The sequence below is a fragment of the Enterobacter sp. CFEC122 genome, assembly GCF_052983755.1.
The window spans coordinates 13,800-35,635 of the sequence record NZ_JBRIQR010000038.1 but is presented as its reverse complement, the minus strand read 5'-3'; the positions used below and the strand labels follow the sequence as shown (position 1 = coordinate 35,635).

21 protein-coding genes and 2 pseudogenes are annotated in these 21,836 nt (G+C 52.8%); 8 read left to right on the top strand and 15 right to left on the bottom strand.

The features are described 5' to 3' along the window. Genes lsrB through lsrG form a run of 3 tightly spaced genes read left to right on the top strand, consistent with a single transcriptional unit; the run spans window position 1 to window position 2,191 of the window. Window positions 1-1,002, top strand: a complete 1,002-nt coding sequence (lsrB, locus tag ACVCAM_RS21120) for an autoinducer 2 ABC transporter substrate-binding protein LsrB (RefSeq protein WP_032653517.1) — start codon at window positions 1-3, stop codon at window positions 1,000-1,002. 11 nt (window positions 1,003-1,013) lie between these two features. Continuing rightward, window positions 1,014-1,901 carry a 3-hydroxy-5-phosphonooxypentane-2,4-dione thiolase gene (gene lsrF / locus ACVCAM_RS21115; RefSeq protein ID WP_032653516.1) on the top strand — a complete coding sequence of 296 codons (888 nt, stop codon included), beginning with the start codon at window positions 1,014-1,016 and terminating at the stop codon, window positions 1,899-1,901. Continuing rightward, window positions 1,898-2,191 carry a (4S)-4-hydroxy-5-phosphonooxypentane-2,3-dione isomerase gene (gene lsrG, locus ACVCAM_RS21110; protein ID WP_008503162.1) on the top strand — a complete coding sequence of 98 codons (294 nt, stop codon included), beginning with the start codon at window positions 1,898-1,900 and terminating at the stop codon, window positions 2,189-2,191. The genes lsrF and lsrG overlap by 4 nt, the downstream gene beginning before the upstream one ends. A gap of 101 nt (window positions 2,192-2,292) precedes the next feature. Here lsrG and ACVCAM_RS21105 read toward each other — a convergent pair whose 3' ends face one another. The 10 genes and pseudogenes from ACVCAM_RS21105 to ygjG all read right to left on the bottom strand — a co-directional run bounded on the left by ACVCAM_RS21105 (window position 2,293) and on the right by ygjG (window position 11,903). Next, complete coding sequence (locus tag ACVCAM_RS21105) at window positions 2,293-2,580, bottom strand: hypothetical protein (RefSeq protein WP_063453754.1); 288 nt, start codon at window positions 2,578-2,580, stop codon at window positions 2,293-2,295. A gap of 9 nt (window positions 2,581-2,589) precedes the next feature. Further along, complete coding sequence (locus tag ACVCAM_RS21100; protein ID WP_234099228.1) at window positions 2,590-3,291, bottom strand: fimbria/pilus periplasmic chaperone; 702 nt, start codon at window positions 3,289-3,291, stop codon at window positions 2,590-2,592. Window positions 3,292-3,301: 10 nt separating this feature from the next. Then, window positions 3,302-3,832: a fimbrial protein gene (locus ACVCAM_RS21095; protein WP_023294617.1), complete on the bottom strand. Its 531-nt coding sequence runs from the start codon at window positions 3,830-3,832 to the stop codon at window positions 3,302-3,304. 9 nt (window positions 3,833-3,841) lie between these two features. Continuing rightward, the gene (locus ACVCAM_RS21090) at window positions 3,842-4,387 is read right to left on the bottom strand and encodes a fimbrial protein (RefSeq protein ID WP_008503166.1); all 546 of its coding nucleotides are present in this window, start codon (window positions 4,385-4,387) and stop codon (window positions 3,842-3,844) included. A gap of 10 nt (window positions 4,388-4,397) precedes the next feature. Continuing rightward, a complete protein-coding gene (locus ACVCAM_RS21085; protein ID WP_008503167.1) occupies window positions 4,398-5,405 on the bottom strand; it encodes a fimbrial protein in 1,008 nt (335 codons plus the stop codon). Beyond that, window positions 5,406-8,033: a fimbrial biogenesis usher protein gene (locus ACVCAM_RS21080; RefSeq protein ID WP_047747752.1), complete on the bottom strand. Its 2,628-nt coding sequence runs from the start codon at window positions 8,031-8,033 to the stop codon at window positions 5,406-5,408. It abuts the gene before it with no gap. A gap of 77 nt (window positions 8,034-8,110) precedes the next feature. Then, window positions 8,111-8,818, bottom strand: a pseudogene (locus ACVCAM_RS21075) (fimbria/pilus periplasmic chaperone). A gap of 45 nt (window positions 8,819-8,863) precedes the next feature. After that, window positions 8,864-9,397 (bottom strand): fimbrial protein, encoded by a 534-nt coding sequence (locus ACVCAM_RS21070; protein WP_021242352.1) that lies wholly within the window; start codon window positions 9,395-9,397, stop codon window positions 8,864-8,866. Window positions 9,398-9,469: 72 nt separating this feature from the next. Continuing rightward, window positions 9,470-10,012: a fimbrial protein BcfA gene (locus ACVCAM_RS21065; protein ID WP_008503171.1), complete on the bottom strand. Its 543-nt coding sequence runs from the start codon at window positions 10,010-10,012 to the stop codon at window positions 9,470-9,472. 511 nt (window positions 10,013-10,523) lie between these two features. Then, complete coding sequence (gene ygjG, locus ACVCAM_RS21060; protein ID WP_407223697.1) at window positions 10,524-11,903, bottom strand: putrescine aminotransferase; 1,380 nt, start codon at window positions 11,901-11,903, stop codon at window positions 10,524-10,526. 436 nt (window positions 11,904-12,339) lie between these two features. Here ygjG and ACVCAM_RS21055 point away from each other — a divergent pair, with 436 nt between their 5' ends. Then, a complete protein-coding gene (locus tag ACVCAM_RS21055) occupies window positions 12,340-13,860 on the top strand; it encodes a methyl-accepting chemotaxis protein (protein ID WP_100122139.1) in 1,521 nt (506 codons plus the stop codon). Window positions 13,861-14,197: 337 nt separating this feature from the next. Continuing rightward, entirely contained in the window at window positions 14,198-15,757 is a 1,560-nt protein-coding gene (locus ACVCAM_RS21050; protein WP_248275955.1) for a methyl-accepting chemotaxis protein, read from the top strand. Here the strand turns inward: ACVCAM_RS21050 and ACVCAM_RS21045 are convergent. Further along, complete coding sequence (locus ACVCAM_RS21045; protein WP_059361042.1) at window positions 15,754-16,248, bottom strand: PadR family transcriptional regulator; 495 nt, start codon at window positions 16,246-16,248, stop codon at window positions 15,754-15,756. The genes ACVCAM_RS21050 and ACVCAM_RS21045 overlap by 4 nt on opposite strands. Before the next feature lie 147 nt (window positions 16,249-16,395). Between ACVCAM_RS21045 and ACVCAM_RS21040 the strand changes: the two genes are divergently transcribed. After that, the gene (locus ACVCAM_RS21040) at window positions 16,396-17,160 is read left to right on the top strand and encodes a siderophore-interacting protein (protein ID WP_447093661.1); all 765 of its coding nucleotides are present in this window, start codon (window positions 16,396-16,398) and stop codon (window positions 17,158-17,160) included. Here ACVCAM_RS21040 and ACVCAM_RS21035 read toward each other — a convergent pair whose 3' ends face one another. The 3 genes and pseudogenes from ACVCAM_RS21035 to ACVCAM_RS21025 form a co-directional block, all read right to left on the bottom strand. Beyond that, window positions 17,161-18,330, bottom strand: coding sequence for a DNA repair protein (locus tag ACVCAM_RS21035; RefSeq protein ID WP_039024808.1), 1,170 nt, complete (start codon window positions 18,328-18,330; stop codon window positions 17,161-17,163). 477 nt (window positions 18,331-18,807) lie between these two features. Next, the gene (locus ACVCAM_RS21030) at window positions 18,808-19,059 is read right to left on the bottom strand and encodes a DUF2542 family protein (RefSeq protein WP_110915166.1); all 252 of its coding nucleotides are present in this window, start codon (window positions 19,057-19,059) and stop codon (window positions 18,808-18,810) included. Between the two features lie 24 nt (window positions 19,060-19,083). Continuing rightward, window positions 19,084-19,221: pseudogene (locus ACVCAM_RS21025) on the bottom strand (site-specific integrase); the annotation flags it as partial. A 408-nt stretch (window positions 19,222-19,629) separates the two neighbouring features. Between ACVCAM_RS21025 and ACVCAM_RS21020 the strand changes: the two are divergent. Further along, on the top strand, window positions 19,630-20,946 hold the full coding sequence (locus tag ACVCAM_RS21020) for a tyrosine-type recombinase/integrase (protein WP_045269869.1): 1,317 nt from the start codon (window positions 19,630-19,632) through the stop codon (window positions 20,944-20,946). A 4-nt stretch (window positions 20,947-20,950) separates the two neighbouring features. Then, a complete protein-coding gene (locus tag ACVCAM_RS21015) occupies window positions 20,951-21,565 on the top strand; it encodes a Fic/DOC family protein (protein WP_000049639.1) in 615 nt (204 codons plus the stop codon). Here the strand turns inward: ACVCAM_RS21015 and ACVCAM_RS21010 are convergent. Continuing rightward, window positions 21,562-21,717, bottom strand: coding sequence for a hypothetical protein (locus tag ACVCAM_RS21010; RefSeq protein ID WP_001225594.1), 156 nt, complete (start codon window positions 21,715-21,717; stop codon window positions 21,562-21,564). The genes ACVCAM_RS21015 and ACVCAM_RS21010 overlap by 4 nt on opposite strands. Between the last annotated feature and the right edge of the window lie 119 nt (window positions 21,718-21,836).

Below are 21,836 nucleotides of genomic sequence, written 5' to 3'. Positions count from 1 at the left end.
ATGAAAACAAAACTGCTCGTCCTGGCAATGGCCCTCAGCTTCGCTTCGGCGCAGGCGGCGGACCGCATTGCCTTTATCCCGAAGCTGGTGGGCGTCGGCTTCTTCACCAGCGGCGGCAACGGTGCGAAAGAGGCGGGGAAAGATCTTGGCGTGGACGTGACCTACGACGGCCCGACCGAGCCGAGCGTCTCCGGCCAGGTGCAGCTCATCAATAACTTCGTCAACCAGGGCTATAACGCCATTATCGTCTCCGCCGTGTCGCCGGATGGGTTGTGTCCGGCGCTGAAGCGCGCGATGCAGCGCGGCGTCAAGGTTCTGACCTGGGATTCCGATACCAAACCGGAGTGCCGCAGCATCTACATCAATCAGGGGACGCCGGAACAGCTGGGCGGCCTGCTGGTGGAGATGGCGGGCAAGCAGGTCACCAAACCGAACGCGAAAGTGGCGTTCTTCTACTCCAGCCCGACCGTTACCGATCAGAACCAGTGGGTGAAAGAGGCGAAGGCCAAAATCGAGAAAGACCATCCCCAGTGGCAGATCGTCACCACCCAGTTTGGCTATAACGACGCCACCAAATCGTTGCAGACCGCCGAAGGGATCTTAAAAGCCTATCCGGATCTGGATGCGATCGTCGCCCCGGACGCCAACGCGCTTCCTGCTGCCGCGCAGGCGGCAGAAAACCTGAAGCGGGAAGGCGTGGCGATTGTCGGGTTCAGCACGCCGAACGTGATGCGCCCGTACGTTGAGCGCGGCACGGTGAAGGCCTTCGGCCTGTGGGACGTGGTGCAACAGGGCAAAATTGCGGTCAATGTCGCCGATCGCCTGCTGAAAAAAGGCGATCTTAACGTTGGCGACAGCGTGGACGTAAAAGATATCGGGGCGCTGAAGGTCGAGCCGAACAGCGTGCAGGGCTACCAGTATGAGGCGAAGGGCAACGGCATCGTGCTGCTGCCGGAACGCGTGGTGTTCACCAAAGAGAACATCAGCAAATACGATTTCTGACGGGGGAGCAAATGGCTGATTTAGACGACATCAAAGACGGCAAGGATTTTGGCATCGGCACGCCGCAGCAAAATGTGCCGTTCACCCTGAAGGGCTGCGGCTCGCTGGACTGGGGCATGCAGTCGCGGCTGGCGCGCATCTTCAATCCGCAGAGCAACCGTACGGTGATGCTGGCCTTTGACCACGGCTACTTTCAGGGGCCGACTACCGGCCTTGAGCGTATCGACCTCTCTATCGCGCCGCTGTTTGGTGAAACCGACGTGCTGATGTGTACCCGCGGCATCCTCAGGAGCCAGGTGCCCGCCGCGACGAACAAACCGGTGGTGCTGCGCGCCTCCGGCGGTAACTCGATTCTGGGGGAACTGTCCAACGAGTGCGTGGCGGTGGCGATGGAAGACGCCCTGCGCCTGAACGTCTGCGCGGTGGCGGCGCAGGTGTACATCGGAAGCGAGTTTGAGCATCAGTCGATCAACAACATCATCAAGCTTGTCGATGCAGGGGCGCGCTACGGCATGCCGACGCTGGCGGTAACGGGCGTGGGGAAAGAGATGGCGCGTGACGCTCGGTATTTCTCGCTGGCAAGCCGCATCGCAGCCGAAATGGGGGCGCAGTTCGTCAAAACCTACTACGTGGATGAGGGTTTTGAAAAAGTCACCGCCAGCTGCCCGGTGCCGATCGTTATCGCGGGGGGCAAAAAGCTGCCGGAGCACGAGGCGCTGGAGATGTGCTGGCGCGCGATAGACCAGGGCGCGTCCGGCGTGGACATGGGGCGCAACATCTTCCAGTCCAGCGCGCCGCTCGCCATGCTGAAGGCGGTGAAAAAAGTGGTTCACGAGAACTGGAACGCCCGTGATGCGTTCCAGTTCTGGCAGGAAGAGAAACAGGGAGAAGCAAAATGAACGTGACGCTGGTAGAGATCAACATTAAGCCCGAGCGGGTGGACGAGTTTCTGGAGGTGTTTCGCGCCAACCACGAGGGCGCAATCCAGGAGCCGGGGAACCTGCGTTTTGACGTATTGCAGGACCCGAGGGTGAAAACCCGGTTCTTTATCTACGAAGCCTATAAAGACGAAGAGGCGGTGCTGGCGCATAAGCAAACCCCGCACTATCTCGCGTGCGTGGATAAGCTGGAGGAGCTGATGTCGGAGCCGCGCAAAAAACGCAGCTTTGTCGGGTTATTGCCGGAGTAATGGTCTTGCCCGGTGGCGCTGCGCTTACCGGGCTTTTGGGGAAAAGGTGGAATGGTTTTCTAGGCCGGATGAGCGTAGTCCGCCCGGCTTTAGATTTTGCTTTACTGCGCTTTTTTGGCTGCGTCCTGCATCTCTTTCATTTTTTGTGCGGCCGCTTGCTGGCTTTGGCGTAGGTTTTCGCTCGCGGCAACCAGAAACTCAGGATGATTAGCCAGGTAGATAGATATCGCTTCACCCATTTTTTCCGGATGGGCGGTAAAGTAATCCTCGGCGATTTTGCCGATTTCCGTCTTCTGCTCAGCGGTAAACTCAGCGGCCTGGCTCAGCGCCGGTGCGGTCAGTGTGACGAAAACGGTCAGAACGAGGAAGGGGGGCTTTATGAAAAACATGATGGGGACTCATTTCAGATTAAGGATGTTAACCACGGGCGGCATAACCCGGCCATAGTCGTTTATGGTTTGCCAGCGTATTTCGCAGCGAGGCGCCTTCTGGCACTCGTCCATTGTTCGCTGGCTAAAAGGGGCAATGATGCCCGCGTTATCAATGGATTTGTTGTTAATACGCGTCTGGAAGAGCGTCACGTAGTAGGGGGTCGGGTTCTTCACCACGAGCTGGTTTGCTGAATATGACCAGAGGATTTCCCGATACGCGTTTTCTGGATTGCCGTTTAATCCCTCAGGGCGATAGAACACTTTGAAGCTCGAACGTACGGCCATTTGCACGTTGTCGCTGCTGGTCTTACTGGCTGGAATGGTTGAGATGCTGAGGGTGAAAAGCGTTTCACGGTCAGCAGGCAACCCCTCATCGGCACGAAAAATCCTGATGCTATTTTCGCGTCCGCCCTGTAGTGCAAAAAGCGCGGGCGTTGCAACAAGCGCCGAGGTCGCCTGGGGGACAGAGGTTGCCCCTGGCCAGTTTCCGCCAGCATAAATTTTTGCGCTGACCAGCCAGGGAAGCGTGGATTTATTGCGCACTGAAACGGTAATGGAGTGCTGTTTTTCAGGATAGACGAAGCGTGTCCCCCCTATCACGACGCCTGCATGCGCAAAAGAGATGGACGTTAAGATGGCTAAAACAGGGATCAGGATGCGCAGTTTCATCACGGTGTTATCAGGCATAAGTCAAAATAAAGGTTGCTGCAGCATTGGCTGTTCCGGGCGATACAGCGCCTCCGTCAGCAAGATAACGGGCATAAAAATCAAGGGTGGCAGTAAGCTGGTTATTTGACAGCGTAAACAGCTGGCTTTCATCGCCCAGCGGTATAAGCGTTTTGTCCGGATTATAAATACCGATAGCCACGCCGCTGGCATAACCCGGACCGCCTGTCAGCGAAAGCAAATCTGCGTTGCCCTGATTGGGTGTGCCTTCAAAATGGGTACTGATGTTATTCAACCCTGCGCCGCAGTTTTCAAGATTGATAGCAAAATGTTCCCATGGCGTATTATTTTTCTGGTTCGTAAATTGCCCTGTGGCGACGTCGCTCATACGAACGATAAGATTTTCCGAATCAGGCGATATGATGCAGGTTTTGCTTTTTACGGTGCCTACAATATAAACGGTCCCGTCGTGCGCCATTGTACTCGCACTGCCCAGGTGCATCAGGATAATGCAGAAGAAAAATAACCGGAGAAACGGTTTCATTCATATTCCTTACTGATAAAGCAGGTCAAAATACATAACGGCAGTCGCATTTCCTGACGTCACAACGGGCAGCGTGGATTTATAGTGCAAATAAAACGTGAGCGTGTTATCCCCCGGCAGCAGCGGATAAAGCGAGGACTCCGTATTATTGATCGGTATTGGGGTGCGATTGGAATCCAGTAGCTCAACGCCGAGGCCCGTTGCCATCCTGCCAGGCGTTCCCTTTCCGTTATCTGAAAGTGCCAGCAATGTCGGGTTGTTCGCATCCACATTCCCGGTAAACCAAACTTTGGTGCCGGTAATGGCGCGGGTGCAACCTTTCAACGTGATATCAAACTTTGTATCCGGCGTTGTGGTGCCAACCGACGGGAAATCATCCGCGGTAAAGTCACCGAGTTCGACCGTCTGCTCAACGCTGCCTGTGTCGACGTTGCAGGACTCCCCCACGATGGTGCCGATAAACTGAACATTGAAACTGTCATTATCTGCTCTGGCGGTCTGTAAGGACAACGCCAGATTTGCCAGCAGAAACAGGAGAAAATTGCGCTTTTTCATCACCCAATCCTTATGCGAAATCAACGCGTAACAAGGCCAGAGCGGTGAACACGCCCAGTTCCGGGGAATTGCCCGTTGTGCTGATAGGATATGCTTTCAGCGTCACGTTGGCCTTGCCCGCCTCATCAGTCGTAAAAGGTGCGCTACTTGAAAAGACATTCGGTTTCAGTATGTTGTCTTGCTCACTGGTAACCACGACGGCAACATCAGGATTATCCGATGCCAGCGCTTCCGGGTAGCGAGGGTCCGATGTGCCCATAACGCGCAAGGTTAATTGTGCCGGGGAGTTCACATCAGCATTACATTCAATGGGCACATTGAAGGTTTTGGGTTGAGCGTTGTCCGGCATCTGCCCGGCGCGCGTAAAATCACCGTGATAAAGAGAACCCAGATCTACCGTTACGGTTTGCCCGGCATTAATGACGCAGTTTTGCGGCACGGTAATAACGCCACTGTAGGTAATCTGGTAGACAATATTGGTCAGGCGATCGTTATTCGTCGTGGTGACGTACACATTGAACATCAATTTTGGCGGGATAACCACGGTGCCGATAAAAGGCCTGACAATTTGTAATTTAAAGATCAGGTCATTATCGTTGACCGGGAAAACGCCGCCGGTATCCACCTCATCGTGGCCGCCCATGTGAACGTACTCAATGGGGGGATAAAACTCACCAATGGTTGCGTCATTTATTTTCATGGCGCCAATAATATAATCCGGGTCAAGCTGGAGATATTTCCATTCACCATCCGTTTTGACGACCGGAAAAGGGCTCAAATAGGAGCGATAGGTGCGTTTTTCCCACTCACCCGGTGGACAGGTGGCGTTAACCTGCACATCCTGATTTTTTTCCAGCTCTGTGGAGCCACCTTTAATGTTCTGATTGGTGTTCAACGTGGTGGTCAAATCATAGTTAACAATCGAGATGCCACCGTTAGCATTTTTACAAATATCGGCTATTCCATAAGGTGAGAATGCCAGCCCGACCACATAAAATAAAATCATCCATAATTTCATTTATATACACTCCATTTTCAACCGCAGCAGCGGCTGTTTACTTTCAGGTAATTGATACTTCACGCTACATTGCTTGTCTGGCCCTTCACCCCACTGAATTTTCAGCGTTCCCGCCGGGCTCAGGCCAGAGAGATAGACCTCTCCGTCTTCACCCACAATCGTATCGCTGCCATTGTCATCACGTGACACCATGGCGCCGAAAGGAACGGGTTTGCCCCGATGGGTTAAGGTCATTAACGCACGCGTACCAGGCCGGGCTTTGAAGGTTGCACGCACAACCGCGCCACGGGTTGGGACCACATTGGTTACGGCATCATCGATATCCATATCGTCAGCCAGTGAGTTGATGTCCAGTGCCATGCGGTTGAGATGATACGAGGATGCGTAGGGAACCACGGCATAGCCTCTCCAGTCGGTATGAATACCCGGCTCGTTTTCGACCTTGACGTTACTCGCGCCCGGAGCGGCAATCAGCACGTTGGTATCACCCAGTGGCTGGCTAAGGGTGATGCCATTCCGGTGAGCAATGACGCCGCCGCTCAAACCGTAGTTCACCTGCTGGTAGTCGCCGTTTCCGCTGTAGTTATAGCCCACGTTCGCATTGCCATAGGCGCTATCGTATTCAAGGCTGCTGGAGCCTTGTGATTTTGTCCCCTGGCTTGAATAGCCTTCCTGAACGCTGTAGCTCAGGTTGTTATCCTCAAGCAATGTGCCGTTGATCCCGGCATTTTGCGAGGTTTCACCCTTTTTGTCGGTGCTGATGTTGTAGGTGGCATAAGCATAGTTATGCTTCTGGCTGACATCGTTTTGTGGACGCAGCCACAGGCTCAATGGCAGCGACAAATTCAGCGCGTAAATCTCGTCGCTTTTCGACATGCCCGGTGATTTGTTGTAGTTGTAGGACAGGCTGTAGGACACATCTTTAATGGTCCCGCTAAAGCCTACCTGGAGTAGCGTATTTTTTTCATCGGTATGCCAGTAGGTCTGTTGGCTGCCCGTGACAAAGAGCGAACCTGCATGACCAAGCTGCTGAGAGATGTTGAACTGAACCTTTCCTCGCTTGGTGTAGTACAGATTGTAATAATCCATCCAGGGATTTTGCTGTTCGGTATCGTTGTCCTCGTGGTCACCTGTGTAGCCGCGCATTTGCTTATAGGCTGTTTCATCCAGGGAATAGAATCCCGAGGTCGAGTACCGGTAGCCCAGCAGCTGAAAGTTAGTGCCGAGGCCGTTAAGGGATTTTGCATACAGAAAACGGATCGATTGCCCTGAATGCGTGCTGTCATCCGCCAGCGTGCTCTTCGCGTGAGTCACATCCGCAGAGATAGCGCCCAGTTCACCCATATTCAGGCCGGTGCCGAATGCCAGCGAGTGGTAATTGTTGGTTATCTGCGATCCGCTATACAGCGTGAAGCCATGCGAAAGCCCCCAGATTAGAGACCCCTGAACGAAATTAACCTCATCCTGTTGATCGCTGCTGCTGCGGTATTCGGCCGCTGTTAATGCGTACTTTACGCGGCCTTCACGCTGGAGTACGGGAACGGTGGAATAAGGCACGGAATAGCTGTTGATGCTACCGTCAGATTCTTTTACCTCAACACTGAGGTCACCGCTTGAGGACGTGGGAAACAGGTCGCTAATCGCAAATGCACCCGGTGGAACATAGCTTTGATAAATGGTGTAGCCATTTTGCTTAATGGTTACCTGAGCATTGCTTTTTGCGATACCCCGGATCGTGGGCGCGAAACCCTTCAGGCTATCGGGCAGCATATTGTCATCAGAGGCGATTTGCGCACCGCGAAAAGGGAGGCTGTCAAACACGTCTGATGGGGTGTAGCTGTCACCCAGCGTCAGTCTTCCTTTCAGCGGAATGACCGCGCGTTCAACATAGGTATTAATGTGCTGCCAGTTGTCGCTGCGTGAGTCATCGCTGTTGTGATAATTCCAGCTTGAGTAATCCCTTAACCGCCACGGGCCAAGGTTCAACCCGCTGTTAAGCCCGAGGAAATAGCTTTTACTGGTTGAGTTGCTCTCCCCCCGATCGCGGCTACGAGAGCCTGTGAAGTTATAATTCAGCAGGAGGGCATTAATGCCTTCATCCCATTGTTCAGGCGGAATATATCCGCGTGCGCTATTCCTCAGGGCGGCTTGCGGGATACTGATATCCAGCCGCTGATGCTCAAAATCAAAGGTGGTTGATGAGGCGGGAATGATTGACGCAATATCAATACAGCTGTCCGTTTTTTCCGCCGTCAGGGCAGGAAACGCCTGAAGGTTAACGCCCAGGTTTTCCAGCGCTTTTGCTGATAAACAGGCGGTCAGACCGGTATCATCCGCCTGCGGTTGTGCCGTCGACGCCGTATTTCTTGCCGTAAAGGTGATATCGCGAGTCGCCACAAACGCCCCGTTAAGCCAGAGATCGACACGATAGACGCCAGGTGCCTGGCCATTGGTGGAAAACCGCGACAGGTCAGCAACGGCAGAGGGATCGCTAGACAAAAATGCCGGGTTGAAAAAATATTCTGCACTTGCATCTGATGGCGATAGCAATCCTGCTATCGCCATCGCCACTGGCGTAAGGGATGTTAAAGAAAATGTGCTAAAAATCAGTGATGTATTACGTTTCATCTCTTTTCCCTGCAGTAAATGCTAAGTACTTCCTTCCTTGAAGACAAAATGCAGGTCTGCTATTTCATTTCAGGTTGTTAATGGGAACAAATCTGCGTAGGGGTATTTGCGCCGAAATCATTCACTGTCTGGAATTTCACACTGCCGGAACCGCCGCCGGGGATATCCACCGTCAACGTGTTTTTAGGTGCGACCATTGAATTGGGAAGACGGGTTCCCCCAACAAAGAACTGCACCAACGATACGTAATACGGTGATGGATTCGTTATGATGACTTTTCCATTTTCTGTCCGACACGTCAGCGTTTTGGGCGCATCCACGGAAAGGGATGTTAATTTCTTAGGGCGAATGAATAACTTAATCACACTCTGTGTTGCTATTTGCAGCGTATTGCCCTGAAGCTTATTTTTATCGACAGACGGAATAGCCTTGCTGTTCAGATAGAAAACAGTTTCGCGATCGGCAGGAAGGTCGGGGCCGATATACATAATACGCAGCGTGTTCTCTTTCTTAGGGTGGATAACAAACAACGGTGGCGTAAGGATAAAGTCTGGTGACTTGATACCCTCAACGTTGGCTACCCATGATTGTATTAAGAACGTATTGTCTGCCGACGAATTGATCACCGGTAATGAAACCTGTTTATCCCCCTGCGGATAAATGACGCGGGTAGCCCCTTAAGCAATTCCACCTGCAGAGGCATTCGTTGCCAGACCCATTGTCAGCAGCAACGTACCAGCCATCATCAGGCGAGACAAAGACGTAGGTGATGTGTTCATTTGCATTGTTCCCTCAATTCTCATGACGAGGCACTCGGGCCTCTGAGTGTTTTACTGGTAGACGACGTTAAACCATACCTGGGCGTCGGCCGTACCAGCCTGAACGTGCGGTTGTGTGGAGCGGTATTTCGCCATAAAACGCAGAACATTGGCGCCGTTCTGCAAGGGGGCGTACCAGGGCGGGGCTGTATCCGGAATAAGTAGATGGCCGGTTGCGTCAAATATTCCCACACCAATCCCCTGCGCTGCGCCTGCGCCATAACCTGCGCGAAAAATTTGCGGGTCTTTTGCATCGGACTCGCCGCTGAACAGTACGCCCGCACGTTGACTGACGCTGGTATCGCAGTCTTCTAGCGTTATCTGAAAGGCTGTTGGTGCTGCCCAATCGCCCGTTGCGGCAAATTCGTTATTGCGTATTTGGCCCATACGCACAATCTGGTCCTGACTTTCTGCACTGACGGAACAGCCGGTGTTGACGACTTGCCCCTGAAAATGCACGCTTCCGTCGTCAATTGCCGAGGCGGGCAGTGCAACGCACAGCAATACGCTGAAAAACAGCACTGATTGCCTGGTGACCTGTCGCATAGTGACTCCGTTTCGATGGATCGGCAAAACACCCCCGAATCAGATTCCGAGGGTGTTACTGCAGCTAACGAATCAGGAGTAAACCATCTGGAATGTTGCAGTCGAGGATACGTTACCCGGCGTGGCCGCACCGGTAGCGATGTAGTCAACGCTCAGCGGGATGGTGTTCTCGCCATTGATCAGCTTCACGTTGGAGGAGGTATCACCGATATTGAGTACGTTACCATCCGGTCCGAACAGTTGCAGTGCGACGTTAGTTGCTGAGCCAGCGCCCGCTGTGTTAGCCAGTGAACCTGCCAGTGCTGCGTCTTGCTGACCGTTGAAAATCACAGCGGCGTTCTGGCTTACCGTGGTGTCACAATCTTCCAGAACGATTTTGAAATCTTCTTTCTGGTTCGCCTGCATTCCTTTTGTCGTCAATTTCACAGTACGAACCTGGCTCAGCGTTACAGTCTGATCTACGGAGTCAGCTGCGACCGAACATGCAGCATTAACAACCTGGCCAACGAAGTTAACCGTACCGCCAGAAACCGTGACGGTGTCTGCCTGTGCGTTCATCGCTACGCCACTTACCATTGCCGTTGCAATGACCATTGCTAAAACGTGCTTTTTCATACAAATCCTTTTAAATAAACATCTTTCTGTCAAATTGAAATTGAGTAAAAGCTATATGCTTTCACAGCGTGAACTTGAATAACGTTTAACAAGTTCCGTTATTTAGAATATGCATTTCGCATAATGGACGGGCTTATTGAAAAGCTCTTTTCATCATGTTTATGATGTTCCGCGGCAGGTATTCTAGGAGTCGTGAAATATTATTTCAATGTATGGTGGTATAATATGCCGTTAGTTTTTTTTAGGTATAATATTAGAATTGATTAATATTTTTAAATGATGTAAGTAGTGGTGTTTTTACCGGATTTTAACAATGGGCGGCCTGTTTGCGGTCAAATAGATAAAGGTGGTGTATGGATATCGGTTTGGTTGCAAAAAAAATCATGTAAGAGAAAAGGAACTTTATAATTTTAAAAGTATAAATGTATGTCTGAAATATAATACTTTTATTTCAATTTGTAATATTTATACCAGAAAAATGAAATCCCCCTCGGTTAAGAGGGGGGATTAATCAGATCTCTTCTACGCGCACTCTGAGTGCTGCCAGCGCTTTACGTGCCGCTTTTAGCACCTGCTCACACTGCTCAATGGTCAGCGTAAGCGGCGGTTCAATACGAATGGTTTTTGCGTTATTAAGCGTCCCGGCCACCAGCACACGCTGCCTGAACATCTCGCTCGCGAAGCTGTAGCCGATTTCGTTATCAACGAACTCAATCGCCATCAGCATCCCTTTGCCGCGCGCCTCCTGCACAAGGTCAGGGTATTCCCGGCCCAGCTGGCGGAAGCCGTCCAGCAGCATGTCGCCTTTTTGCTCCGCCTGCGCAGGCAGGTTTTGCTCCAGCAGCACGTTGATGGTCGCCAGCGCCGCCGCACAGGCCAGCGGGTTACCGCCAAAGGTGGTGGTATGCAGGAACGGATTGTCGAACAGCACCGAGAAAACTTCTTCGGTGGCGACCGTCGCGCCAATCGGCATCACGCCGCCGCCGAGCGCTTTCGCCAGGCACAGAATGTCCGGCTGCACGTTTTCATGCTCGCAGGCGAACATCTTGCCGGTACGCCCCATGCCGGTCTGGACTTCGTCGAGGATCAGCAGCGCGCCAAACTCGTCGCACAGCTGACGCACGGCAGGCAGATAGCCCTGCGGAGGGAGGATGACGCCGCCTTCACCCTGAATGGGCTCCAGGATCACCGCCGCCACGTCATCGCCGGTTTTACGGCATTCGCTCAGCACGGTGCGCATGGCGTTAATGTCGCCGAACGGCACGTGGCGGAAGCCCGGCAGCAGCGGCATAAACGGTTTACGGAAAGTGGATTTAGCGGTCGCCGACAGTGCGCCGAGGGATTTACCGTGGAACGCGCCGCTGGTGGCGATAAAGGTGAATTTCCCGCGCGGCGACTGGTACGCTTTGGCGAGCTTAATCGCCGCTTCGACCGATTCTGTGCCGCTGTTGCTGAAGAAGCTGTATTTCAGTTTGCCGGGCGTTAAGGCCGCCAGCGTTTTCGCGAGCATGGCGCGAAGCGGGTCGAGAAGTTCCTGGCTATGGAGAGGTTGTTTCGCAAGTTGATTCTGTACGGCGGAAACCACAACTGGATTACGGTGCCCCACGTTGAAAATTCCAAAACCTCCCAGGCAATCGATAAACTCCTGTCCCTGGGTGTCGACAAGCGTGTTGAGACTTCCCGCTTGCCACTCTACGGCTCCGTAATCCCCGCCGGCGGTAACAGATTTGCGATACTCCAGAAACCCTGGATTGACGTGCTCTCTAAAGTAATCGATGACCTCACGGTTAAGTTGTTTCATCTCCTCATGATCAAGCGTTCGCTTCTCAATGAGATTCAGTGCGTGCGCGGTACAGGCAAGAGCCGAGGCGCTGGAAGGTAACCTGTTCAAAATGTGCTCCCGGGGATCGCGTATCACATGATACTGGTTTAAGTATTGCAGGGATTACGCCACTTCAGAGGCCTTAACGAAAATCGGGATAAACGCCAGGTTAAAATAATGTTGCACAATATTTAATCATGCCGATAGAAGCCAAACGGGATTTAGCGGTACGGGGCAGCAAGTATAAAGAAAGGGAGGAAGAGCGTCGCTGCACTAAAGAGGTGCATACGCTGCAACTTAAGCGGGCATTAACAGGTCATACTTTGTCGGTAATTTCTCTACGAAAGTATTTGAAATCAATGAATTAAAATATCGTACAAAAAGTATGGTTTAAGTCAAATCTGCGATCTTCATCAAGTTTAACAACTAAAGATAAATTGTTTACCGCCGAAAAAACATTGACCCACAAAATTAACATTCAAATAACCTGCAAGGGATGCTCACGATGTCCTCTCCAACCTATGTCACCCAGAATGAATATCCTCTGGACGATGACACCACCTTAATGTCTACCACAGACGTCCACAGCTACATCACCCACGCCAACGACACCTTTGTGCAGGTGAGCGGCTATCAGCTCGATGAGCTGACGGGCCAGCCGCACAATATGGTGCGCCATCCCGATATGCCAAAAGCTGCGTTTGCCGATATGTGGTACACGCTGCAGCAGGGCGAGCCGTGGAGCGGGATTGTCAAAAACCGGCGCAAAAACGGTGACCACTACTGGGTGCGTGCTAACGCGGTGCCGATGGTGCGCCGCGGGCAGGTGACGGGCTATATGTCGATTCGCACCAGAGCCACAGCGGAGGAGATCGCCGCCGTGGAGCCGCTCTACCGGGCGCTGAACGACGGGCGCTGTAAAAAACGTATTCACAAAGGGCTGGTGGTGGGAAAGGGCTGGCTGGGTAAACTCCCGGCCATGCCGCTGCGCTGGCGCGTGCGCAGCGTGATGGCGGTGCTCTTTGCTGGACTCGCCGCCACGCTGGCCGCCACCTCCGCAGGCTGGTTACCGCTTACCGCCGCTGCGGTGGTGATGCTGATGGGAACGCTGCTGTTTGAGCAACAGATTGTCCGCCCGATAGAGAATGTGGCGCGACAGGCGCTGAAGGTCGCCACCGGCGAGCGCAACAGCGTGCAGCATCTTAACCGCAGCGATGAACTGGGCCTGACGCTGCGCGCGGTAGGACAACTTGGCCTGATGTGCCGCTGGTTGATCAATGACGTGTCGAGCCAGGTGGTGAGCGTCCGTGACGGCAGCGACAGGCTGGCGCAGGGGAATGAAGATTTGAACGATCGGACCCGTCAGACCGTCGCGAACGTGCAGCAGACCGTCGCGACAATGAACCAGATGGCCGCGTCCGTTCAGAGTAACTCCGAGACCGCCGCCGAGGTGGACAAACTCTCCGTGGCCGCCAGCAGCGCGGCGACGAAAGGGGGCAACGCGATGCAAACCGTCGTTAAAACGATGGATGACATTGCCGACAGCACGCAGCGCATTGGCTCGATCACCTCCCTGATTAACGATATCGCGTTCCAGACCAACATTCTGGCGCTAAACGCGGCAGTTGAAGCGGCAAGGGCAGGGGAGCAGGGCAAAGGGTTTGCCGTGGTCGCGGGCGAAGTCCGTCATCTCGCCAGCCGCAGCGCCAGTGCCGCTAACGATATTCGTAAACTCATTGATGCCAGTGCCAGCAAGGTGCAGTCCGGCTCTGAGCAGGTTCACGCCGCGGGCCGTACGATGGATGATATCGTTGTGCAGGTGAAAAACGTGACCCAGCTTATCGCCCAGATCAGCCACGCGACCTCCGAGCAGGCAACCGGCTTATCAGAGCTAACCCGTGCGGTAGCTGAACTCGACAGCATCACGCAGAAAAACGCCGATCTGGTCGAGGAGAGCGCGCACATTTCGGCCATGGTGAAGCACCGCGCCGGACGCCTTAAGGATGCGGTGACCGTGCTCCATTGAGTCAGTCATGTTCCAAAAAAGCCGTTTATACCGTAGGGAATAAACGGCTTTTTATTTTTCTGATTGTGACTATTAATGGGGTTTATTGTTAATTTAATATTAAATAACTAAAGAAAGTGCGTCAGTTATTTATTCCTGCCTAAGTCAGTTCTTCAGAATGCTATTTCGAAAATACCCCGTTTGGCGGTCTGGTAACGATCGATGAGGCCATATTAATAGCCTGCGCCTATGTATTGTGAGGATTATGAAATAAAAAAACGATCAAAATCATAAAGTTAGCGAAATCGTTACCGATAACAGCGATCGTCTGAGAAATAATCACATCGATGGAGAAAATATGTTCTTTCATGACGTAAAGATCGGCACGAAATTATTTCTGGCGTTTGGGTTCTTTATTGTCCTGATGGCGATCAGCGCAAGTGTGTCTTTGCTGAGCCTGAACCGGGCAAATAATGGGATGCAGTCCATTGTTACCCATGACTATCCGACCACGGTAAAAGCGAACCAGTTAATTGATAACTTCCAGGAATTTATTAGCACTCAACAGCTGATGCTGCTGGACGAGCAGGGTACCTACACGGGGCAATCTCAGCAGCGCCTCAAAGAGATCAGCGAGCATATCACGGTGATCCTGGGCGAGCTGAACAACGCCTTGCAGGATCAACAGTCTCAGCAGGTGCTGGCGGATATCCGCAGCGTGCGCCAGCAGTACCTGGATTCACGCTACCGCATTCTGCAGGCGGTGCAGAACAACAACCGTGCGGGCGCCATACAGGAAATGATGACTACCACCCTCGCCGTGCAGCAGGCTTATAAAGCGAAGGTGAAGGAGCTGATTGCCATTCAGAACAGCGAGATGCAGCGTGCGGGTACGCAGGTGGAAGGGGATTTCAGGTCTAACCGTCTGCTGCTGATCCTGCTCACGCTCTTTAGCGTTGCGGCAGGCAGCCTGATTGGCTGGTTTATCGTGCGCGCTATCACCCGCCCGCTCGGTGAGGCGGTGAATTTTGCAAAGGCCATTGCAGAGGGCGATCTGACGGGCAGCATTACGCCACACGGCAAAGACGAAACGGGCCTGCTGCTGCATGCCCTGATGGAGATGAAGACGCGTCTGCTGGACATTGTGCAGCAGGTGCAGACCGGCTCGGAGAATATCTCCAGCGCTGCCGCGCAGATTGTCGCCGGGAACCAGGATCTGGCCGCACGCACGGAAGAGCAGGCCAGCTCCGTTGAACAGACTGCCGCCTCGATGGAGCAGATCACCGCCACGGTGAAAAATACCGCCTCGCATACCGGTGAAGCGACCAACCTTTCTGCCGATGCCGCCACGGTGGTCAAAAACAACGGTGAGATGATGAAGCAGGTGACCAGCAAAATGCGCCTGATTAACGAGACCTCCAACCGGATGTCCGACATTATCGACCTGATCGATGCTATTGCGTTCCAGACCAATATTCTGGCGCTGAACGCGGCGGTGGAAGCGGCGCGCGCCGGTGAGCACGGCCGCGGCTTTGCGGTAGTGGCCGGAGAGGTGCGCCAGCTTGCCCAGAAGAGCGCGTCGTCTGCCAGCGAAATCCGCGAGCTGATTGAGAGCTCCACCAGCCAGACCCAGGACGGGATGAACCTGGTCGAAAAAGCGAGTGGGCTGATTAACGGCATGGTTGGCAACGTGGAGGAGATGGATGCGATCCTGCGCGAGATCCGTCAGGCCAGCCATGAGCAGACGGAGGGGATCTCGCAGATCAACAGCGCGATTGGCCTGATTGATGCCACTACCCAGCAAAACTCCGCGCTGGTGGAGGAATCCGTCGCGGCGGCGGCATCGCTTAACGAACAGGCGATGCACCTGAAAGAGCTGGTACGCGTATTCCGCGTGAGCGAGCACGCACCGGCTTAATCCAGCTGGGAGATCTCCAGCGCCGCGCGGTCGATTACGCCGATAATCTGCTTAAGCTGCGCGTCGCTGAGCTCTCCCTGATTCACCTTCAGGTCTAATACCGCCTTGAAGTTATCCAGCGCCCGCTTCATCTGGGGGTTTTTGCGCAGCTGAAAGCCGACGCTGCGCGCTTTGATACGCACCTGGATCTGTTCCAGCTGTTCCCGGTTTTCGTCCAGCCAGCGTTGTCCTTCAGCGGTAATCGCAATGCGCTTACGCCCGTTCTCTTCTTCTGTAATGGTGATAAACGTCTGATCCTGCAAATAATCCAGGGTTGGATAGATGACGCCCGGGCTCGGGGTGTAGTTCCCCTGGGTCAGGTTCTCGATCTCTTTAATCAGCTCATAGCCGTGGCTCGCGTTGCGGGTCAGGATATCCAGAATCACCAGCCGCAAATCGCCGTGGCCGAAAAAGCGCGGCCGACGTCCGCCGCCCTCGTGTTCGTGTCGCATAGTATTCCCTTTGTTTTGATATATCTAAACTATATCTAAGATATATTCAGATGCAATCTAAAAGATCTTGCATTTTTCCTTATTAGTAATCATTATCATTTGAAAATTGATTTAGATATATCGTATTCACCAGAAAAGGGTCTAAAAATGGCATCTACTCGTTATCCACAGCGTGTTCGTAATGACCTGCGTTTTCGCGAGCTGACGGTGCTCCGCGTTGAGCGCGCCAGCGCGGGTTTTCAGCGCATTGTGCTAGGCGGCGAGGCGCTGGAGGGCTTTAGCTCCCGCGGTTTCGACGACCATACCAAAGTCTTTTTCCCGGCACCCGGGACAACGTTTACGCCGCCGGTGGTCACCGATGAAGGCATCGACTGGGGTGACGGCGTGCGTCCGCAGGCGCGCGACTATACGCCGCTCTATGATGAGGTCCGTCATGAGCTGATGCTCGATTTCTTCATTCATGACGGCGGCATTGCCAGCAGCTGGGCGGTTGAGGCGAAAGCGGGAGACAAGCAGACCATTGGCGGCCCGCGCGGTTCGCTGGTGGTGCCGGAGGATTACGCCTGGCAGCTGTACGTGTGCGATGAATCCGGCATGCCCGCGCTGCGCCGACGCTTAAAGAGCATTGCTCAGCTGCCGGTTCGCCCGGACATACACGCGGTCGTGACGGTTGGGGATGAATCGTACCAGGACTATCTGGCGGACCTGAGCGCGTTCAATATCACGTGGGTGGTGGGCCACAGCGAGCAGGCAGTCGCTGACCATCTGGCGGCGCTGAGCGTTCCGGAGGACGATTACTTTATCTGGCTGACCGGGGAAGGGAAGGTGGTGAAACGCCTGAGCCGTCAGTTTGAAACCGACGCGATTGACCAGCAACTGGTGCGTGCCAGCGCATACTGGCACGCCAAATAATCAGGCTGCCGAATCCAGCTGCGCTTCGCTCACCTGATGTTCGAGCGAGGCGCGGACCTCGTGCAGCGCTTTCTCCTGCTGAGCAAAGTACGCTTCCATATTGCTCAACGACGAGACCAGCAGCCAGGACTCCTCTTTCTCCAGCTCCGCCAGCTCGTTCACTAAAATGTCGATTTGCTCGCGAACCTGCGCCATTTTTTTGCGGATACGTTCCAGATCGTTCAGCCTGTCGCTTGCCATCAATGGTTCGAAGCCCTGCTGCAGGCGGGCCACCAGCGAACGAATGGCTTTCACATCGCCGCGCTGCTTCGCCTGGTTAAGCTGTACCATCATGCTGTTGGCTTCTTCTTTCAAATCGTCCGCCACCAGATCCGGGTGGCAGAGCTTGCTCGCCTGCCGCCAGAGACGCTTGAGCTCGTTCTGGTCCTCTTGTGAAAGATGCTTACCTTTGCGCAGCCGCACTTCGGCATCGTGATGCTGTTCGCGATACTTCTCGTACTCTTCGTTCGCCTCGTCGCGCGCCTGACGCGCAGGCTCCTCTTCGCGCGTTAAGCCGCTCTCCAGCTCCAGCGCTTCGGCCAGCAGGTTGGCAATCAGATTGCTTTGCTGCTCCAGATGCTTACGCGCCTCAGCGGCCTGGACGGAGTCGGCCGGGAGATCGCGCCAGCGCTGGGTGAGCGTCGCCAGCACCTCTACCGCCTGCGCCATATAGTGCTGGCAGCGACGGTAATCCTCCTCGCGCCGACGCGCTTCCGCCTGCTGACGACGCAGGTTCAGCTCCGCCAGCGTTTTACGCAGGGCGAGGATCTGCTGCATCAGCGGCCCCAGGCGGGAGAAATAGAGATCGTTGAACTCATCAAGCTGCTGCACCCGCGCGTTGCGGCGGTCAATCAGATCGCGCAGACGCTCTTCCAGCGCCTTCAGCTCCAGCTTGCTGGCCGCCACCTGCGGATCGCGCCACGGCGTCACGGCGCGCTGGCCCTGCAGCCAGGCGGTAATGGCCGCCATGGCCGCGGTGTAGTTCTTCTCCTCAAGCGCCACGACGATTGCCTGTAGATCATCGTCAAACGCTTCATTTTTCAGGCGTGTCAGCTGGCTCCGGATGATGTCGTCATCTTCCAGTTCAATGGCATTTTTAATGATTTCTAGCCGTTTGATCGGTGTGCTCATGATGCCTTTCGCTTTGGCGCTTAAGTATTTGAGTTAAGGTTAGTTGTTGTAAAAGCTACAGGAAATAATACACACGGATGATGATCGGCGCGATGGGGGATTTCTTTAGTTTTTAGGGTTTGTGAGGGTGAGCGGCACGCCGGACTATGTGTGATTGATTCCGTATGTGCTTGCATAGGGTGCAGCAAAAATCAGAGGCGGGGTGTAACCTGGCAAATGCTTGGGGGAAAACTCAGGGGACAACAAGGGGGCACCCGTTATTCAGCCAACAAAAAAGCCACTCAATCGAGTGGCTTAATTATATGATTCTACAGCTTAAATTTGGTATCCCCTGCTGGACTAGAACCCGCGACCTGGCGATACTGAGCTCCATTTTAAAGATTTATAAAACAATGAGTTAGTTTATTTTTAATGGGTTTTTGCATCGAATAATGTCAAATATGAAAGCATAGTGAATAGGTTTGCTGCCAACGATGCCTATAAAAAATGATAATCGCCATTCAATAGGTAAAGGGCTAAACCAATCATAAAGGAGCCGAACAGCGAAAACACAGTGTTATACCAGTAGAAGTAGATAGGTGTTTCGGATCGGTAGATGTAGTAGTTTTCATATGTGCCTTTATACCAACCGACGAAGACCCCACTTCTAAGAGCTTTTGCTGAATGAAAAATCATCCACAATCCGCAAAGAAGTACACAGATCAATACTAATAATGTATCCCATTCCATATATTGTCTTCTAAAAACAATGCCTTATAAAATTGTTGGAGGGTTGGGCAATGTCGCTTCGTTCAGGTGGTCAGGTGCAAAGTAAGCGTAGCGCATCGTTACCTTAATATCAGTGTGTCCAGGAATGCGCTGGAGTACAAGGATGTTGCCCCCGCGCATCATAACCTCTGCATCCGAAGGGGTTGCATCAACAACTTTCGTACTAGCCCGCTGCTGGCGGGTTTTTTTATGGAACTCCTGCTGCCATTTCGCTGCCAACGGGATTTAAATAAACAAAAAGGCCACTCGCGTGAGTGGCCTAAGTATATGTATTTACTGCTAAAATTTGGTGGCCCCTGCTGGACTTGAACCAGCGACCAAGCGATTATGAGTCATAAAATTGGCATGTTTTTAATTGTTCGGGATTGTCTCTGTTTGTATTTTTAATTGCCTATAATCAATTAGTTATGAAATTATTTTTGTTTCTGATTGGTTCTCTCATTTCCCCATTGTACTATCCTTACCTGACCCGTTACCTGACCCGAAATGGGCATCGGGTCAGGTAACGCTTATCCTTAGAAAGGTAAACTCATGGCCGCTAATCTTACCGAGACTGCTATACGTGGATTGAAGACAAAAAGCACGGCGTACTACGTATGGAGCAACAGCGCTCAACGTGGTACTGGCAGGCTTGGCGTTAAGGTTCAGCCTTCAGGCAGCAAAGTTTTTTATTTCCGTTACTACGTTGAGAAAGGGAAGAAAGAGAAGTTCATCCAGTTGGGCATCTGGCCTGAGATGAAACTGGTGACGGCCAACGAGCTTGCGAAAAAGTATGGTGCCTGGCTTGTTGAAGGGAAAGAACCCCAGCAAGAACTTGAGCAACAACGCCTGGCCGAGCAGCACATTATGCAGATCCATCGCTCTCAAGGATCGTTTGAGGAGCTGGTGCATGGCTACGTTAACAAGATGAAGCTCGACAATAAGCGGACCTGGGCTGATGTTCTGAAGCGCCTTGAAAAAGAGTGCTACACGGTTATCCCTCGCGAAACTAAAGCGAAAGATGTAACACCTCTTCAGGTCAAAACCATCCTCTCAGGCATTATCCAGCGTGATGCGGTAGTCCATGCAAACCGCATTCGTTCCTACCTGATGGCGGCATTTAACTACGGCCTGAAAGCCGATAACGATCCGATGAATACCAGCGTGGGTATTACGTTTGGTCTTGAAGTAAATCCGGTATCGGCCATACCGAAGCAGTCCTCGGCGGAGAAAGTGGGTGATACATGGTTAACGCTGGAAGAACTGCGTTTTGTCATGGAGCAGTTCGCACAGGCCACTAATGTTGGGCCGCTGATGCAGCATCTTATCCGCTTCTGTGTCTATGCTGGTGGACAGCGCCCGTTTGAAATGATTGCCAGCCAGTGGAGTGCTATTGATTGGCAACAGAAGACGTTGCTGGTCATAGCCGATGTATCGAAAAACAAGCGTGAGCACCTGATCCCGCTGACTGAATCGGCACTACAGGAATTAGCCTCAGTTAAAGAGCTGACTAAGGAAAGTAACAGTCCCTATATTTTTCCGTTATCAACGAACGGTGAGCGTCCAGTGCGCACGGATAGTCTGGCGCGTTCCATCATGTATTTTCGGGCCTTTAATCCTGAGTTTAAAGTTTTCACGGCGCGAGATTTACGCCGTACCTGTAAAACGCTGATGGGGGAGGCGGGGATCAGCAAAGAGATCCGTGACCGTATTCAAAATCACGCTTTGAACGACGTTAGCTCGAAACACTATGATCGTTATGATTACCTGCCTGAAAAGCGTAGGGCGCTTGAGATCTGGGAAGACCGGGTTAATAACTATCAGCGGCAGCATGAAAACAACGTTGTGAACCTGTTTGGGCGGAGGTAAGGGCTTGTCAAAATATGAGCTTAATTCAGCAGAAGAGCGATATCAGCCAGGCTCAAACGACCTAGTGCTTGCCAATAAGCTGGGGATCATTGATGAGCAGGAAATGGAGGCGCTGGAGTCTGGCTTGCTGCTGATGTTGTATGAGCAGCTATTTATTGAGGGCCAGCCGCCTGAGGCGCTGGCTTTTGAGCACGTCAGCAGGTGGCATCGCCAGTGGCTAGGGAATGTGTACGATTGGGCAGGGAGGCTACGTAACGCTAACCTGACTAAGGACGGCTTTCAGTTTGCGGCTGCCGACAGGATTCCGCTGCTGCTTGATGGTTTCGAGAAGCAGTTTCTTTCTCGGTCTGGTGAACTGAAATCCCTGGCTCGTCCGGAGCTGGTTCGTTATCTGGCTGAATGTCATGTGGAATTTATTTTGATCCACCCATTCAGAGAAGGTAACGGGCGTCTGTCGAGATTGCTTTGCGATGTGTTGTCGGTACTGGCGGGGAAGGGCTTATTGGACTACAGCCTGTGGGATGAGCACAAGGTGTTTTACTTCAAGGCAATACAGGCAGGTGTCTCAGGGAACTACAGCCCTATGATGCAGCTGATGAGCGATATCTTGCCAGACTAGCGGGCGAGGCCAACGGCTTTCGCCTGTGCCTGATTTTGTTTCAGTTGCTGCTCAATTTTTGGGATAGAAACACCCGTTTCGATTGCAGTTGAACTGGCAACGGCACGGAGGATTTTTGCTTTAGTTACTTGAGATGATGTATGTTTTCTCATGAAAAATTTCCTGATGGCTGCTGCTAGTATTGTAGGTGTTTGACGATAGTTTGGTCCAGTTAAATTCACATTGCTTATCGTAATTTTTTTTGGTTGCAAGATGTTTGTTGATTTTAAAA

Excerpts from the sequence above, each read along its gene's own strand:
- lsrB (WP_032653517.1), top strand. The coding sequence starts at position 1 with ATGAAAACAAAACTGCTCGTCCTGGCAATGGCCCTCAGCTTCGCTTCG.
- lsrF (WP_032653516.1), top strand. The coding sequence starts at position 1,014 with ATGGCTGATTTAGACGACATCAAAGACGGCAAGGATTTTGGCATCGGC.
- lsrG (WP_008503162.1), top strand. The coding sequence starts at position 1,898 with ATGAACGTGACGCTGGTAGAGATCAACATTAAGCCCGAGCGGGTGGAC.
- ACVCAM_RS21105 (WP_063453754.1), bottom strand. The coding sequence starts at position 2,580 with ATGTTTTTCATAAAGCCCCCCTTCCTCGTTCTGACCGTTTTCGTCACA.
- ACVCAM_RS21100 (WP_234099228.1), bottom strand. The coding sequence starts at position 3,291 with ATGAAACTGCGCATCCTGATCCCTGTTTTAGCCATCTTAACGTCCATC.
- ACVCAM_RS21095 (WP_023294617.1), bottom strand. The coding sequence starts at position 3,832 with ATGAAACCGTTTCTCCGGTTATTTTTCTTCTGCATTATCCTGATGCAC.
- ACVCAM_RS21090 (WP_008503166.1), bottom strand. The coding sequence starts at position 4,387 with ATGAAAAAGCGCAATTTTCTCCTGTTTCTGCTGGCAAATCTGGCGTTG.
- ACVCAM_RS21085 (WP_008503167.1), bottom strand. The coding sequence starts at position 5,405 with ATGAAATTATGGATGATTTTATTTTATGTGGTCGGGCTGGCATTCTCA.
- ACVCAM_RS21080 (WP_047747752.1), bottom strand. The coding sequence starts at position 8,033 with ATGAAACGTAATACATCACTGATTTTTAGCACATTTTCTTTAACATCC.
- ACVCAM_RS21070 (WP_021242352.1), bottom strand. The coding sequence starts at position 9,397 with ATGCGACAGGTCACCAGGCAATCAGTGCTGTTTTTCAGCGTATTGCTG.
- ACVCAM_RS21065 (WP_008503171.1), bottom strand. The coding sequence starts at position 10,012 with ATGAAAAAGCACGTTTTAGCAATGGTCATTGCAACGGCAATGGTAAGT.
- ACVCAM_RS21055 (WP_100122139.1), top strand. The coding sequence starts at position 12,340 with ATGTCCTCTCCAACCTATGTCACCCAGAATGAATATCCTCTGGACGAT.
- ACVCAM_RS21050 (WP_248275955.1), top strand. The coding sequence starts at position 14,198 with ATGTTCTTTCATGACGTAAAGATCGGCACGAAATTATTTCTGGCGTTT.
- ACVCAM_RS21045 (WP_059361042.1), bottom strand. The coding sequence starts at position 16,248 with ATGCGACACGAACACGAGGGCGGCGGACGTCGGCCGCGCTTTTTCGGC.
- ACVCAM_RS21040 (WP_447093661.1), top strand. The coding sequence starts at position 16,396 with ATGGCATCTACTCGTTATCCACAGCGTGTTCGTAATGACCTGCGTTTT.
- ACVCAM_RS21035 (WP_039024808.1), bottom strand. The coding sequence starts at position 18,330 with ATGAGCACACCGATCAAACGGCTAGAAATCATTAAAAATGCCATTGAA.
- ACVCAM_RS21030 (WP_110915166.1), bottom strand. The coding sequence starts at position 19,059 with ATGGAATGGGATACATTATTAGTATTGATCTGTGTACTTCTTTGCGGA.
- ACVCAM_RS21020 (WP_045269869.1), top strand. The coding sequence starts at position 19,630 with ATGGCCGCTAATCTTACCGAGACTGCTATACGTGGATTGAAGACAAAA.
- ACVCAM_RS21010 (WP_001225594.1), bottom strand. The coding sequence starts at position 21,717 with ATGAGAAAACATACATCATCTCAAGTAACTAAAGCAAAAATCCTCCGT.